The following is a 15,494-nucleotide window of genomic DNA, read 5'->3' as shown; positions in this document are numbered from 1 at the left end:
CGGAACGACAAGGATCCTTGTCGTTCCGCGACACCTCTTATCGAACTTCTACCCAGCCGTTTTTAATGGCTACGACAACCGCTTGTGTACGGTCGTTTACGTTCATTTTTTGCAGAATGTTACTGACATGGTTTTTAACTGTTTTTTCACTGATGTATAAGGCTTCACCGATACCGCGGTTGCTTTTACCGTCAGCCAAAAGCTGCAGTACTTCACACTCGCGGCGCGTTAATAAATGCAACGGACGGCGAAGCTCTACTTCCTGCATTAAGTAAGTGGAGGCTTGTCCTTGAGAAGCCAAACGGCGATACTCTTTCACAAGGCTGTGAGTCACTTTCGGATGTAAGTAAGAGCCGCCTTCCGCCACGACTTTAACTGCTTGAATCAGCGCATCCGCATCCATTTCTTTCAGTAAGTAGCCGCGGGCACCTGTTTGCAGGGCATGCGTCACATATGTCTCATCATCATGAATGGATAAGATGATGACTTTTGTATCAGGATTTGCTTCCACAAGTTGTTTTGTTGCTTCAACACCGTTGACAGACGGCATGTTAATATCCATGATGACAACATCCGGCTCGTGTTGCTCCACAAGTTGAAGAGCTTCATTACCGTCATCGCCCTCTGCTACAACTTCGAAATCCGGTTCGAAATCTAAAATACGTTTTACACCTTCACGAAATAATTGGTGGTCATCAATAATTATGATTTTCGTCTTCATCCTTAACGCCTCCCCAAACGTTTCGATCCTGCTGGTTCCTCTTTAATCTTCTAATTTGGCAACGGGATTTTTATCATGATGAGCGTACCTTGACCTGCTTTAGAAGTGATGTTTAGCTCTCCATCCAATAGGTCGACTCGCTCTCTCATCCCCATTAGGCCAAAAGAATGTTCTTTCTTATCTGCCTGATTGAAACCTTTTCCATTATCCCGAACAACCAATATGACATGTTGCTCAGTCGTTTCCATTTTCACTTGAATTTCTGAAGCTTCCGCATGCTTTAATGCATTGGCTACTGATTCTTGCACTAAACGAAATAGAGCTACTTCTAATTTTGAAAGAATTCTTTTTTCTTGTCCAATGGAAATAAACGTAATTTTCGGATGCCCATTGTTGTATTCCTCAATTGTGCCTAAATATTTCCGAAGTGTCGGCACTAACCCCAAGTCATCAAGTGCCATAGGTCTTAAATCATATATGATACGACGAACTTCATACAGAGCTGAACGAACCATTTTTCGCAAATCTCGTATTTCCTGTAATGCTTCTTCTGGACTACGTTCCCGATAAACACGCTCAATAAGCTCTGATCTCATCATGACATTGGCAAGCATTTGAGCAGGGCCATCGTGGATTTCCCGTGATAATCGTTTGCGCTCTTCCTCTTGCGCCTCGATAATCCGAAAACCGAAATATTCTTTTTGAATGGCATCCTCCACGATTTCCCCAACCTGCCTTAAATCACTGGTTAAGTAATTTAGCACAACGGAAATTTGACCGACTAAATGATCGGCACGATTCATCGTCTCACTTAAAGCAAGGAGCCGTCTTTCTACTTCATCCCGGCGTTTGCGGAGCTGAGCCTCGGTCTGTCGATTTATCATGAGCTTTGTTTGTAAATGGTGCGCCTTTTCATACGCATCTTTCACTTCCGGCTCCGTGTAAAGCTTAAAATGGCGGCTTACTTCAGACAAGCGCTGGCGGGCGAGACGAGCATGCATTTCAAGCCGCTCTCCTTCTGTGATCATTTCGATGACTTGCATTTTCAGCTGTTCAAGCTCTTGTTTTAGTTGATCATATTCCTTTCTCGCATCTTCAGCGATTTGGTAAATTTCATCTTTACTATTGTCCACGGTAAAAATAATCTTATCTAAAATTTCATCCAATACTTTACTCGTTAATTTGTTTTTCGACATCGCTTCACCTCAAAAAAGGCAAACTTCCTGTTGCAAAAAAGTTATTTCAAACTATACCTTCTCTCTATACAATTCGTTCCCCTTCTTTTTTTATGAGGGATACTAGTATAATTTTAGTAATATTTTTTAAAATGCTTAAACATATTATTTATTTGCCGCCTAAAATTTGACGTTTTATAATGAACAAAGGTTACAAATTTATTGAAATAACGACATATTATACCCTTTTTATGCGGGTGCTAAACATTATTAAAATTTTCATTCAGGAGGTTTGATATTTTTGTTACCTCAATATTATACCGTAAAAGGATATGGAGAACATGAAATCGTCATTCAAAAATCCCGTTTTATTTGTTATGTGAATCGGGTGACGACAGAGGAAGAAGCCCAGGAATTTATTCAAGAGATAAAAAAGAAACATTGGAATGCCACCCACAATTGTTCAGCATATCTAGTCGGTGAACATGATCAATTCCAAAAAGCGAATGATGATGGAGAACCGAGCGGAACAGCTGGCGTACCGATGCTTGAGGTACTGAAAAAGCGCGGCTTAAAAGATACGGTCGTAGTCGTGACCCGCTATTTCGGAGGGATTAAACTCGGGGCAGGCGGTCTTGTACGGGCATACGGAAAATCTACATCGGAAGGAATTAATGCCGTTGGAGTGGTTAAACGCACGCTGATGCAAGTCATGCACACCACCGTTGATTACACATGGTTAGGAAAGCTGGAGAATGAATTGCGTTCTTCTGTGTATATGTTAAAAGAAATTCACTATTTGGATAAGGTCGAGATTGAAACATTTGTCGAAGAAAGCCAAACGGACGCATTCACAAACTGGATGATCGAGCTGACAAACGGGCAATGCGAGATTCGAAAAGGAGACGTCACGTATTTAGAGGAAGATGTACAGGAAAGGGAACGTCCATGAATAGGAAAACCCACCGACAATCGGCTCGGGATAAAGTGACGGTTTACGAATAATCAAAAAACATGTACAATGAAATTTGGCGTATCTTGTTGAATCTTTTTATTTGACTATATAAATCCACATACGAGAGCCCTTTTAGCTTATTCAGGATGACTTGAAGAGGGATTCGCACGAACAAAACATTTAAACCAGTAAGCCGTTTACTGTGCTGAAAAATTAGATCGGGTTTATATAGTTAGTCAAACTTATCATTCGCCGCGTTTTTTAGATGAATACCTTAGCATTTCTTCTGCTGTCAAGAAATGATTCGTCTATCCTTTCTTGTTGGACAAAAAAATTGAATATTTACCCATAGATAGAGTCTTGTTGATGTGCAAGCGATGCACACATAATAAAAGAGACCATTTAATTCTTATTAAAAGGAGAGACCGTATGTCTGATTATAGACGTTTCCAAAAAAAGGTGAATAAACGCAAACGGAGAAGAAGATTATTCTTCATATTTTTCTTGCCCATTTTAATTCTTGGGCTTAGCGCTACAGCCTACGGCTCATATTTATTTGCAAAAGCGAAATCGGTTGTGAACAGCTCGTTTGAAGAGGTTGGAAATAGAGATACTTCCCCTATGCGGGAGGAGGAAATCGATCCGAAAAAGGATAACATTTCCGTGTTATTCATCGGAATCGATGAGAGCGATATGCGTAAGGAAAAGTACGGATATAACGGCTCAAATACCCGTACAGATTCCCTTATTTTAGCAACACTGAACGAGAAAAATAAATCGGTGAAGCTGGTAAGTATTCCGCGTGATTCTCGTGTAGAGATTGCATGTACAGGGGAAAAATCGAAAATCAACTCCGCCCATGTAAAGGGCGGCACCTTGTGTACGATCGAAACGGTCGAAAAGTTGTTCGATGTACCTGTTGATTATTATGTGAAAGTAAACTTCAATGCCTTTATTGAGGTGGTTGATTCACTCGGCGGTATTGAATTTGATGTTCCTTATGACTTAAAAGAAAAAGATTCAAAAGATCGCCATAATGCGATTGTACTGAAAAAAGGCCGGCAAACCTTAAATGGTGAAGAAGCATTGGCTGTGGCGAGAACACGAAAATATGATAACGATATTGAGCGTGGAAAACGCCAGCAGCAATTAATCCAAGCCATTGTAAAAGAAGCGGCTTCCATCGGTTCCATCACCAAGTACGGCAGTATCATTGAAGCCATTGGCGATAACATGAAAACGAATATGAAATTCGGCGAGATGCTGTCGTTCTACGATTATGCCACACACGGTTCAAATGTTAAGGTGGAATCCATTCCATTAAAAGGTGAAGATTATCAGCCAGGCAGTGTATATTATTACAAGCTAGATGAAGAATCGGTAGAAGAAGCCAGCGAGTTGATGAAAGCTCAACTTGAACTGCCAGGCAGCAAACCACTGAAAGAGCTGGAAGCGGAAATGAAGGCAGAACAATCCGGAGGCTCTAATACAGACAGTTCTACTGAAGAATAATAAGTAAAAAGCCATTGATGTTTTCCGCATCAATGGCTTTTCTTATGGGCTTTAGAACAGTGCAAGAGCCTTGTCCAGCCCCGACAAGTATAAAACGAATAACAAAGGAAGTCCTGATTTCTGGAGTGGTTCGGCTTATGGCTCAAGGGGCAAGAAGGCACAGCTGGATAATTTCAATGTGCAATCTACACTTTCTTATAAAAAAAGAGCGGCGCTCTTGCACCGCTCTTTCCCCCATTCAGTTCTTCACGCGACTGTAACGTACACCGCGTACAAAGTTTAAGATCGGGCGATAATTTTTATCCACCAATCCGATTTTTTCTACGATGATCTCAATTGCCACGAGCAATATTCCCAGTACAAGAAGGGATGCCCACATTCCTTGGACTTTCGAGAAGATAACAGCTGCCAATCCAAAGATGGCGCTCATCGCATAAATAATTAATACCGTTTGACGATGGCTGTAGCCTAAACGCAGCAAGCAATGATGCAAGTGCGATTTATCCGGCGCCGATAGAGGTTTGTTTTGAACGATTCGGCGAATAATAGCAAAAAAGGTATCTGAAATGGGAACACCCAAAATAATAACGGGAACGATAAACGAAATAACGGTTACGTTCTTGAATCCCAATAGGGACAATACAGAAATAATGAACCCTAAAAACAAAGCGCCTGTATCTCCCATGAAGATCTTGGCAGGGTGAAAATTATATACAAGAAAACCAAGCGTGCTTCCTAACATGATAAAGCCCATCGTTGTAACGAATCCGTTACCCATCATGATGGCCATACCTGAAATCGTGATTAATACGATGGACGATACGCCTGCTGCCAATCCGTCTAATCCGTCAATTAAGTTAATCGCATTCGTAATCCCCACGATCCAAATAATCGTTAGTGGAATACTTAAAAAGCCAAACTCGAGTGTACCACCGAATGGTAAATTGATGAATTGGATTTGGACGCCGCCGTAGATGACGACAACACCGGCAGCAAGAAGCTGGCCTGCCAATTTAATTTTCGGTGATAATTCCATCATATCATCTAATACGCCTGTAATGATGATAATGAAGCTTCCGATTAAAAGAGGAAGTGCATAAATGCTTGTCGGCTGCATAACCAAGTACCCAACGAGGAAACCGATGAATATCGCTAAGCCCCCAAGACGAGGCATAATACGCTGGTGAACTTTACGTTGATTTGGTTTATCTGTAGCACCTATTTTAAAGGCCAATTTTTTGACCAAAGGAGTGGCTAAAATAGATGTAATAAAACAAATAAACAAGGTCAAATATAACATATAGACCCTCCTTAAGTTTATCTTAACCAAAACGATTGCTTACGCATACGTTGTCTTTTGCAATGGATACTATTACAAATCGTTGCTTATTTCTCCCACCTTTAACAGACGATAAGGGCTTCACCTATATAAAGGCAATTGGTGAGAAACTCACTATTCGACACCCTTCGCGTCGAACAATCTCTCTTGATGGAAGTTTCACTCTATTTGAATATTCGAAAGAATTTTCGCCTCTCCCATTTTTAATAAACTCACAACTTGGATTATAACACAATGAATCTATGACTTAAATAGAAATTTATTCTCAGCCTATCTCTCCTTTCGACTACTATATTTTTCTCTATCGTCTACAAATTTCCTTCTTTTCTTGAAATATCAACCAATTTCCCCTTATATTTTGCTATAATGCTAGATAGATAGCTTTTTTACAAGAATTAGATCGATTTTGGGAGGTTTTTATGTTACGTTTTAAACGAAAATTGGCGATTGCTGTTTGTGTTTCCTCGTTATGTATAACCGGTTTTGCCGCGTCCCAAACCTCAGCGAACGCCGAATCTGTTTTAGCCAGCGTTGAGTGGGTAATGAGCAAAATTAATCCGCTGCAAAAGAAAGTAGACAATTTAGAAACAAAAGTGAAAGACTTGGAATCTCAAGTAGAACAGCTCAAACAAGAGCTGAATCAGCAATAGGTGCCTGTCATGAAAAAATGGTTACCTCTTCTATTAATGCTGATCATGATGACAATATTCCCTTCTTCTTCTTTTGCAGCAAGCAGCGGATTGCCGTTTGCATATAAGACGGAAGTGAAAGTTCGTTTGTTACAAAAACCTACATTTTCTGCTTCTCTTACAGGTACATACTCCTTGATGGACCTTAATGGCAATAAGCTGATTCCTTTAAATGGGCAAAACACGATTTCCTTTCAACAGCAAAACGGTCAAATTACGGCAACGTTTGGTACTCAAACGGTCAATTCTTCTTTAGGATTTGCCGTTTATGAAACAACGATTAGCGATGGAAATCAATTTAAAATTACAGGAATGGAAACAGCATCCGGTTCAACGGACGGGACGATGACATTCCGCGGTTCGTTCACGGTCAAACCCGATAAAGACCGCCCTCTTGTTCTCAATGTGCTGGACATGGAGAATTACTTAAAAGGTGTCGTTCCTAGTGAAATGCCTGCTTTATGGCATGCAGAAGCGGTAAAAGCCCAAGCGGTTGTCGCAAGGGGCTACGCCTATACCGATGTGGAAAGAAGCGACTTCTTGGAAATGACGATTGCAAGCCAGGTGTATAAAGGAAAAACGGACGAACACCCGAACTCGACAAAAGCGGTGCTTGATACGGCTGGAATCTATGTAACGTATGGAGGAAAGCCGGTTAAGACTTATTTCTACTCCAGCTCCGGCGGGAAAACGGAAAATGCAGAAGACGTCTGGGGCAATCCTGCACCATATATTCGTTCCGTCGAGGATGGCTTTGACCGCTATCAAGGCAACACACATTATGGATGGGAAAAAGTCGTTCCAACGAGCACGATTGCCCAAAAGCTCAGCTTACCGAGCACACAAATGCTTTTATCTTTAGAGGTGGCCTGCCGGACAGAAGGCGGTAATGCCAAACAAGTCATTGCCACCATTTATGATAAAACGTCCAATACGTTGTCAACAAAGCAGATATTCGGAACATCCGTCAAATACCCGGATGCTTACCGCGGCTTTTTCGGCGGACTCAAAAGCAGTAAGTTTTCCGTTTCAGCCGACGCTTCCTCTTCTGTCATGAATGGAAGCGGCACAATTGAAAAAACAAACTATTTAGTGGGATACAAAATTCAAAAAGCGGATGGCACAACCGAGCATATCGAAGACCTGAACATCAAAGTCCGAACGAAAGACGGCAGCAGTTTGGTCTCTACCTATCCAACCAACTTTACATTTAAAGGCGATGGATACGGCCATGGTGCGGGTTTAAGCCAGTGGGGCGCACGCGGTATGGCTGAAGCCGGTTATAAATATGATGCCATCTTAAAGCATTATTATACTGGCGTCGAAGTGAAAAAGTTATATTAAAAAAAGCGTGATGGTTTTAAAGCCATCACGCTTTTCTTGATTGTCTAGCTGCGGCTCCTAATCTTTCGGTCGTTTCACGTCTGCCCATGAAACCAAAGACCGGTTTCCCGGTCAGACGCTCCAACGCCTCTCAAGATTGGGCAGTCGCCTCCGCCTTTCTTGTCCAGCTGCGAAAGCCAGCCCCTACGGTCATTTCGCTTCTTCCTGCGGAACCAAAAAGCGGTTCCTTCTCAGAAGCTCCAATTTCCTAGGGGGCTAAACAGGCTTTCTCCGCTTTTCTTTTTTATGGTTGCATTTTCAATGCCCGATCGACAAACGCCGAAAATTGGGACCGTTTTGTAGGATCCTCCGGCTTGAAATAACCATTGCTTCCGGTTGCAATTCCATATTGAGAAATGACTTTAATCGCTTCATACGCTTCCATATCACGGGACACATCTGCATAATCCTTAACCGTCGTCCCGTTATCCTTTAACTCGAAAGCCCGCTGAAGGACAAGTGCCATATGTTTTCGCTTCATGGAGTCATTCAATCCAAAATACCCATTGCTCCCTTTGAAAAAGCCTGCTTCATACACCGTCATGACCTCTCGTACATTCGGATGAGTGTCCGGTACATCCTTAAAAACAGAAGGCGAATTCGATAACGGAAGATTGAATGCCTTGATTAGCATGCTGGCTGCTTGATATCTTGTAATCGTTCGTTCCGGATAAAATTTCTTCTCTTCCGGATATCCTTGAATGATTCCTTTTTCGTAAAGGCTCATAATATTGGAATAAGCCCAATAGCTTTTCGGAACGTCCGTAAAGACCAGGGAATTTTGCTGCTGTGCCAATAGCATGTCCACTTCGTGCTTTAGCTCATCCGCTTTTGCTGACACTTCATTGGCTTTGGCATCCACTTTCCCCACTTCCGCTTCTGCCCAATCTACACTAGCCACTTCCACACTTTCAGCTGCCTTTGTTTCTTGTTTGGCTGTTTCTGCACTGCAGGCCGATAAGGCAAACAAGGAACAACAAGCACTCCATACAATCCATTTCTTTCTCTTCATTACATTTCCTCTCCCACGCTGCTATGGTGATTTTTTCATCTTTTTGAATATCTGCTCTATTTCAGCTATACGACAAACCTTACTGAACACCAACACAAAGATGATGAAAACGATAAACCCGATAGCCGCATTAAACAGCGACATCGGCAAGTGAATGATGAGGCTTGTGCCGTACAAAGCCAATGCCAGTAAAACAAAGAATATTCCATATTTCGTTAAATAAGTGAAATTCTTCCTCGTTAATTTTAACACGAAACGACTGGCAATCAATAGGAAAAAAAGTTGTGCATACGCGCTGATCGTGGTTGCCAGAGCAATGGCATCGGCTCCCCCTTTTTCAATCCAAAGGAGAATGAGACCCACATTGATTCCAAACACGGCGATGACACCGCTGATAACGGGATAAAGGGATTTTTCCATGGCATAAAAGAAACGCGTCACATATACATTGGCAGCATGGGCAAACATCCCGATCACAAACCACTGCAGCAGCTCCGCCGTAATGGCTGTTGATTCAGCCGTGAACGACCCATATTCAAACACAAGTTTGACCAAGTCGTAAGCGTATATGAAAATAAAAATCGAAATAGGAATGATGGTTACCAATAAAAGACGCAAGCCTTTATCATACATGGCGGCCACTTCTTCAAACCGGCCGTTCGCCACCTTCGCTGCAAGCGTGGGATAAATGACGGTCGTCACGGCCGTCATTAAAATAACTTGAGGAAGCTGGACGAGCTTGGAAGCATAGTTCAGGGCCGCTACAGCTCCTTCTGCCAACTGGGAGGCAAACATGCGATGAAGGAGAAAATAAAACTGCAAGGTCGCCCCGCCGAATAAAATGGGCACCCCTACCTTGAGCATCCGCTTTGCGTACTCGCTGTTTTCCATCGCAAATCGAAAACGGAAGGAAAGAAAATGATTCCGGCGCAGTTCTCGTACCAATAACAGGACCATTAATACGGACCCGAGCAATGCTCCCCATCCATAAGCCTGTGCACCCATGAACGGATAAAAGAGTACCGCAAGCAAAACAAAACCAGCATTATTAACTAACGTTGAAAATGCTGGGCCAAAAAAGCGGTCGTGTATATTTAACAAGCCGGAAAACCACATCGATATGACCAAAAACAAGGTCGAGGGCGCCATAATCGCAAACAGGCGGGCTGTTTTCTCGCTTTCCTGTGCAGTTAATCCGCTGAATAACAAGTCGGTTATTTCGCGCGAAAGCAGGACAAATAAAAGAGATAAAACAGCCATGGCAATCGTTGTATAAGTAAAAACGAGCTCTTTAAACTGTTGTTGCTCGGTACTGGACTCAACTTTTTTATAAATACTGATGAAAGCTGTTGTGATGGCCCCTCCCACCACCAAATAAATAAAGGTGGGAATGGTATACGCCAAAATGACGGAATCGGCCAGGGATGACGTCCCGAAGTGGTAACCAATGACAGCTTCACGCAAAAAGCCGAATAAACGAGAAACGATGTTTAAAATAGTCACAACACCAATGATTTTCAGAAGTGATTTCTTGGACATCGTTTATTCCTTCTTTCTCCCTTTACAACTTACACATTTTCCTCAATGAAATTTTCAATAATGGAAATAATATCATTCCGCCCGCTTTGAAACGGTGCAGGTTGAAAAGAGTGGATTTTCTCGATGACAGCACCCAGGTCTTGTCCGTCATGCCAGGCGATCAAATGACCGGTCACTTCAAATTGGTTGACGATCTCCAGCTGATGATCATCATTGTGTTCGCCATATTTGACAAGTCTGGGGGCAGCAATCATTCGCTTTCCCTTTTTTAATCCGGATGTGATGGACCCCGTTCCTCCATGTGTGATAATGTAAGAGGCTTGATTATACAGTTGGTCCATCTCTTCGTAGCTCGTAAATTTCACAAGCTTCATGTTCGATGACTTGTATGGAGTATGACCGGATTGCACAATCACTTCTTCCCGAATGTTGCCTTTTGCAATTTGCTGTTCAACAGCCTTCAGTAACCTTGTAAACGGTAGCTCATGCGTTCCTACTACAACTAAAATCAATAGATTGAACCTCCATATACAGCTTTTGGATAATGCACTTTCATTGTTTCCCATTGCACAATGAAAAGGTCGGCAATCGGGTAAACGAGTCGTCCGGAAAGAGTCGGAGTGGTCGTCTTGGCAAAACTTTCAATAAAAATGACTTTTTTCCCGAAAAGCTTGGCAATGTAACACATCGGTACAGCTGTATGTGCGCCTGTTGTGACGATGACATCTGGTCTTTCTCTCAAAAACAGATACAATGACTTGAAGCAATTGTACGTAAATTTAAATAAATAACGGAATAAATAATTTCTCGCTCCATACATTAAAAACGACATGTCGTATTCTTTTTTCAGCTCTTCTGTAATGACAGAACGCTCTGTGACAATATGATAGTCATATGTGGAAAAAAGCGGCTTTAACTGCAGCAGCTGTGTCAAATGTCCTCCAAGGGAGGCAATGAACATCACTTTTTTCCGTTTTTCTTTTTTCTTTAGCATTTCTCTCTACCCTCCAGGAGGAGAATAAACCTCTAACACTTTTTGAATTACATAACGTTGATCATTCTCTCGCGCTCGGTTTTCGCCCTTTTCTATCAATTCTTCCACAATTTGTTCATTTTGTAACACATCGACAATCCCTTTATATAAAGATTGTTCATCTCGGGGTTCTACTAACACTCCGGCACCGTCCGCCAATAAATAGCGAAGTCCTCCTACTCTTGTTCCGATAACAGGAGTATGGCAGCTCATCGCTTCAAGCGCCACAAGTCCGAACCCTTCAATATGGGAAGGCAGTACAAACACGCTGGCCGCATTCATCCACACGGCGATGTCTTGCTGCCCCATCGGATCTAAAATATGAACGTCCCTCAACCCGTACTCTTCGATCAACCCATCCAGTTCCTGACGAAATTTCACGTCTTTTACGGCTCCGATTAAATAAAGGGACGCTTTTTCTTCTTCCTTCTTCACTTTAGCATAAGCGGAGACTAATTCCACTAAGCCTTTTTGACGAATTAAGTTGCCGACAAATAAAATCATTTTTTCATCTTCCGGAAGATTTAACTGCTTGCGGGCTTTTTCACGCCCTATAGGCCTAAATATTTCACGGTTTACACCCATGTTAATGATGGATAGCTTTTCTTCCGGGACATGGAATTCTTCATGAATGCTGCGATGAAGTTCATGTCCAACCGCAATGACGTGATCGGCCTCCTGCAGAATTTGCTGTGTCCACTTTCGGATTTTCGGTGACTTCTTCGCCATCCGATCGATATCACCCCCATGGGCTGTAACAATCATCCGCTTCTTCCACAATTTTTTATATAACAATGCTAACATTCCGGTCGGAAATACATAATGTGCATGAACGACATCATACGATTTTCCTTTTGCCAGCACATTGGAAAATGTACTGAGCAGCCACGTACCGTACTTTTTCAATACATTTACTTTCCCCATATTTGGATTCGTGACAGCCATTACATCAACGTCAAGTCCTTCTTTCCGCAATGCCTCTACCTGGTTTTTCACAAAAATCCCAAACGTTCTGGCTTGCTTTCCCGGATACATGTTGCTGAGCACAAGTACTTTCTTTTTCTTCATGTCCAATTCACCATGCTTACATTAAATTCTTTAATTGCTCGATTCCCTTTGCCGCTTCCGCTTTAAAAGCGCTGGAGATCGCATCAAACTCTTGAAGAGTTCCGCTCCAATCCATTTCCATCCGCTCGACAAGGGACAAAAACCGATTCTCTTGTTCATCAAGAGAATGAATGGCAACAAAGTTTTCTGTTTTTCCAATGGTGCGCATAAAATCTTGCACTTTCTGGTGATAGCCAATCCCTATAATCGGGGTCCCGGCCGCCACTGATAAAATTAAAGAGTGCAGCCTCGTTCCAATGACAAGGTCATGCCCCCGGCAAATATCCACGATATGATGAGGATATAAGTTATCCTCCATAATAACAGCTGCCTGCTGATATTTCATCTGCCCGAAAATATCTTTGGTCACTTCGATATCTTGGGGATATTTTGTCGAGAAAAACGTGACCTTCATATCTTTTTCTTCCACAAGACGATCCAGGTTTTGGGCCATTCCCTTTATATAAGCATGGTACTTTTGATCATCCGCTGACGGCCAATATTGACGGCTGAAATAAGGCACGGCCGTGACAGCTGCCTTTTGTACCCTTTTTCCTGCTTGCTCTTTTTTTTCTGAGGGGACAAAAAAAGCAGGGTCTCCAATGACCTTGATCTCTTTTTGAATCCCGATAGAATGTAAAAGCTCCTTCGATTGCTCATCACGGACCGAAACAGAGTCCGCCTTATCGATAAGCCGTTTGATGAAAAAGGTACCCGGCTTTGTCGTAATGGGGCCGGCTCCTACTCCATAAACCGCCACTTTACACCCTGCATAATGCCCCAATTGCCCAAGGGTGCTGTAAAGCGGCGCATCACGCTTGTACATATCCATTAACAACCCGCCGCCGCCAATGATTAATAAGTCCAGCTTTTTCATAATGGCATAGCTTTCTTTGACTGTATGTAAAATCGACAAAAGCAAGTTCCCTTTTTTATGTAACAAACGAACTGATTGTAAGCCGTATCGTCTTGTTGTGTTTTCCGGATTATTGCTAAATACAATAATATTCTCTTTTTTAATGGCAAGATGGTCTGTTAATTGTGTCAAAATGCCCGACAAAATAGCTTCGTCGCCATTGTTGTCATGACCGTAATTTCCGATTATGCCTACGCGCATCAGACATACACCTAATTCATTTTAATTTTTTAGTGAGGTTGACCTTCAGGAAAAAACGCCTTGAAGATCAACCTCATGACAGCATACTCTTTATATTCATATACGATCCTCTTTGTGGAAACGACATGAATGCGTCATTTCCGCAAAGCTGTTCTTTAACTTTTTTATTATACTACTCTTATGACAAGGATTAAACCTTTGTTTTACGTCATTATATCAATTTTTTGCAGGAGACGACAGCTTTAGCCATGATTCATCACGTATGCAGCAGCCTGTAACACGGAAGAGTGAATAGGAAAAGAGGATGACTCAAAAGGTATAAAAAGACATACCGATCGAGTCATCCTCCTGAAAGGACCCATCATGTTTTTAAACTAAAATGAACCGTTAAAGAAACCCTTGGTTATGCTGGATTTCTCATGACGGTTCATCCTTTTCTTATTTTTTATAGTATTCCACAATGCCGCGATAAATCGCTTCAGCATACAAATCATAGTATTTGCTTGATTTCAGCTTTGCCAGGTCTCCTGAATTCGTAATGAACCCTAACTCGACAAGAATACTCGGCATATCATTGTTGCGCAGTACATAGAAGTCATTGTCTTTAATGCCGCGATCTTCTGTGCCGACAAGTGCAATAATTTGCTTTTGGATTTCAGCCGCCAGCTTTTTGCTTTCTTCACCGTTTAAGTTTTCCGATGTATCATAAAATGTTTCCGTACCGCTTGCGCTCGGGCTTGCGGAGTTCACATGAATGCTGACGAACATGTCCGCGTACTTATCTTTTGCCAGTTCGACGCGATCGCCAAGCGTCGGGTATGTATCACCTGAACGGGTCATGATGATAGTAGCGCCCGCTGCTTTTAATTTCGCCTCTACGCGCTTTGCTACTTCTATTACAATCTGTTTTTCCGTGATACCGGCACCGATGGCACCCGGATCTTTCCCGCCGTGGCCGGCATCAAGAACAATCACTCGTTCTGCCACAGGGTTGCCTTCTGTATTGCGAAGCTTTAAGTAAAGCTTATTGACATAACCGGTTTTGCTGCCAAACTGGACTTTCGCCCAATATCCACTTACGGATATAACCGGTACTTTTTGACCTTTTGAAAGCTGTCCGATGATTCCATTGTTTGCAGAAGGGCCTGAGCGAACATTCAGTCCAGACGTTAATGCTACCGCTTCAGTCTCCGTTTCGACGTTAACTGGAGGTTTCTGTGTTTCCACTCCACCCACTTCATCCTCTGCTACTTTTACCCGAAACTCCGGATTGAGGGTGCGGGCCATGAAGACGGAGAATTGGGCGCGTGTAATGGATTCCATCGGTCTGAATCGTCCGTTGCTTCCTGTTGCAATCCCTTCATTATAAAGTGCGCTAATATAAGGGCGCATTTCGTGATTAATGTACACATCCACAAACGGTTCTGCCGAATCGGCAGGTATCGGAATGTCAAAGGCATTGACAAGTATTTTACTCAATTGTTGGCGTGTGAGTAAATCTTCCGGTCCAAAGATATCTGTGCTTTTTCCGGAGAAAATACCAAGCTGAACCGCCCTTTCAATCCAGCCGGAAGCCCAATGGCTTTTCGGAACATCGGAGAACTTGGCGGTAGAAACGGCTGCCTCTTTTTCTCCCAATGCAAGTAGAATCATTTTGGCCGCTTGGGCACGTGTCACAGAATTCTCAGGTGCAAAATAGCTCCCCTTCGAACTTTCGTAACCTTTAATAATGGATTTCGAACTTAAGTAGTTAATCTCCTTACTTGCCCAATAGGTAGATGGGACATCATAAAAACTATTCATGGCGGCACTTACCTCCGTTACGGGCTGAGGATTAACAGCCGCTAACGGCGACATCGTGACAAAAAATCCTACAGCTGTGCAGGATAGGATTTTTTTTAACATAATTTGA

14 protein-coding genes are annotated in these 15,494 nt (G+C 42.5%); 4 read left to right on the top strand and 10 right to left on the bottom strand.

All coding sequences use genetic code 11. From position 1 onward, the window contains the following. Nucleotides 1-37: 37 nt before the first annotated feature. Complete coding sequence (locus ACFOU2_RS24450; RefSeq protein WP_377918936.1) at nucleotides 38-721, bottom strand: response regulator; 684 nt, start codon at nucleotides 719-721, stop codon at nucleotides 38-40. Between the two features lie 50 nt (nucleotides 722-771). Next, on the bottom strand, nucleotides 772-1,917 hold the full coding sequence (locus ACFOU2_RS24445; RefSeq protein WP_377918935.1) for a sensor histidine kinase: 1,146 nt from the start codon (nucleotides 1,915-1,917) through the stop codon (nucleotides 772-774). A 280-nt stretch (nucleotides 1,918-2,197) separates the two neighbouring features. On the opposite strand from ACFOU2_RS24445, the gene ACFOU2_RS24440 reads away from it, so the two are divergent. Both ACFOU2_RS24440 and ACFOU2_RS24435 read left to right on the top strand, forming a co-directional pair. After that, the gene (locus ACFOU2_RS24440) at nucleotides 2,198-2,848 is read left to right on the top strand and encodes a YigZ family protein (protein ID WP_377918934.1); all 651 of its coding nucleotides are present in this window, start codon (nucleotides 2,198-2,200) and stop codon (nucleotides 2,846-2,848) included. Nucleotides 2,849-3,280: 432 nt separating this feature from the next. Continuing rightward, nucleotides 3,281-4,363, top strand: a complete 1,083-nt coding sequence (locus tag ACFOU2_RS24435; protein WP_377918933.1) for an LCP family protein — start codon at nucleotides 3,281-3,283, stop codon at nucleotides 4,361-4,363. 238 nt (nucleotides 4,364-4,601) lie between these two features. On the opposite strand, the gene ACFOU2_RS24430 is transcribed toward ACFOU2_RS24435, so the two are convergent. After that, on the bottom strand, nucleotides 4,602-5,663 hold the full coding sequence (locus ACFOU2_RS24430) for a glycosyltransferase family 4 protein (RefSeq protein ID WP_377918932.1): 1,062 nt from the start codon (nucleotides 5,661-5,663) through the stop codon (nucleotides 4,602-4,604). A 458-nt stretch (nucleotides 5,664-6,121) separates the two neighbouring features. Between ACFOU2_RS24430 and ACFOU2_RS24425 the strand changes: the two genes are divergently transcribed. Together ACFOU2_RS24425 and ACFOU2_RS24420 are read left to right on the top strand one after the other, a co-directional pair. Next, nucleotides 6,122-6,352 (top strand): hypothetical protein, encoded by a 231-nt coding sequence (locus tag ACFOU2_RS24425; RefSeq protein ID WP_377918931.1) that lies wholly within the window; start codon nucleotides 6,122-6,124, stop codon nucleotides 6,350-6,352. A 9-nt stretch (nucleotides 6,353-6,361) separates the two neighbouring features. Next, on the top strand, nucleotides 6,362-7,735 hold the full coding sequence (locus ACFOU2_RS24420) for a SpoIID/LytB domain-containing protein (RefSeq protein ID WP_377918930.1): 1,374 nt from the start codon (nucleotides 6,362-6,364) through the stop codon (nucleotides 7,733-7,735). 283 nt (nucleotides 7,736-8,018) lie between these two features. Here ACFOU2_RS24420 and ACFOU2_RS24415 read toward each other — a convergent pair whose 3' ends face one another. The 7 genes from ACFOU2_RS24415 to ACFOU2_RS24385 all read right to left on the bottom strand — a co-directional run bounded on the left by ACFOU2_RS24415 (nucleotide 8,019) and on the right by ACFOU2_RS24385 (nucleotide 15,487). After that, nucleotides 8,019-8,786 (bottom strand): S-layer homology domain-containing protein, encoded by a 768-nt coding sequence (locus ACFOU2_RS24415; protein ID WP_377918929.1) that lies wholly within the window; start codon nucleotides 8,784-8,786, stop codon nucleotides 8,019-8,021. A gap of 21 nt (nucleotides 8,787-8,807) precedes the next feature. Next, nucleotides 8,808-10,325, bottom strand: a complete 1,518-nt coding sequence (gene murJ / locus ACFOU2_RS24410; protein ID WP_377918928.1) for a murein biosynthesis integral membrane protein MurJ — start codon at nucleotides 10,323-10,325, stop codon at nucleotides 8,808-8,810. Nucleotides 10,326-10,354: 29 nt separating this feature from the next. Then, on the bottom strand, nucleotides 10,355-10,837 hold the full coding sequence (gene pssE / locus ACFOU2_RS24405; RefSeq protein WP_377918927.1) for a PssE/Cps14G family polysaccharide biosynthesis glycosyltransferase: 483 nt from the start codon (nucleotides 10,835-10,837) through the stop codon (nucleotides 10,355-10,357). Then, nucleotides 10,834-11,319, bottom strand: a complete 486-nt coding sequence (gene pssD / locus ACFOU2_RS24400) for a PssD/Cps14F family polysaccharide biosynthesis glycosyltransferase (protein ID WP_377918926.1) — start codon at nucleotides 11,317-11,319, stop codon at nucleotides 10,834-10,836. Before pssD ends, pssE begins: the two co-directional genes overlap by 4 nt. Nucleotides 11,320-11,325: 6 nt before the next feature. After that, nucleotides 11,326-12,426 carry a glycosyltransferase gene (locus ACFOU2_RS24395; protein ID WP_377918925.1) on the bottom strand — a complete coding sequence of 367 codons (1,101 nt, stop codon included), beginning with the start codon at nucleotides 12,424-12,426 and terminating at the stop codon, nucleotides 11,326-11,328. Nucleotides 12,427-12,442: 16 nt separating this feature from the next. After that, nucleotides 12,443-13,582, bottom strand: a complete 1,140-nt coding sequence (locus ACFOU2_RS24390; protein WP_377918924.1) for a polysaccharide pyruvyl transferase family protein — start codon at nucleotides 13,580-13,582, stop codon at nucleotides 12,443-12,445. Nucleotides 13,583-14,020: 438 nt separating this feature from the next. Continuing rightward, complete coding sequence (locus ACFOU2_RS24385) at nucleotides 14,021-15,487, bottom strand: N-acetylmuramoyl-L-alanine amidase (protein WP_377918923.1); 1,467 nt, start codon at nucleotides 15,485-15,487, stop codon at nucleotides 14,021-14,023. Between the last annotated feature and the right edge of the window lie 7 nt (nucleotides 15,488-15,494).

It is taken from the genome of Bacillus songklensis (genome assembly GCF_042649685.1).
GTDB classification, from domain to species: domain Bacteria; phylum Bacillota; class Bacilli; order Bacillales; family Bacillaceae_H; genus Bacillus_BA; species Bacillus_BA songklensis.
This window is presented reverse-complemented; position numbering and strand designations above follow the sequence as displayed.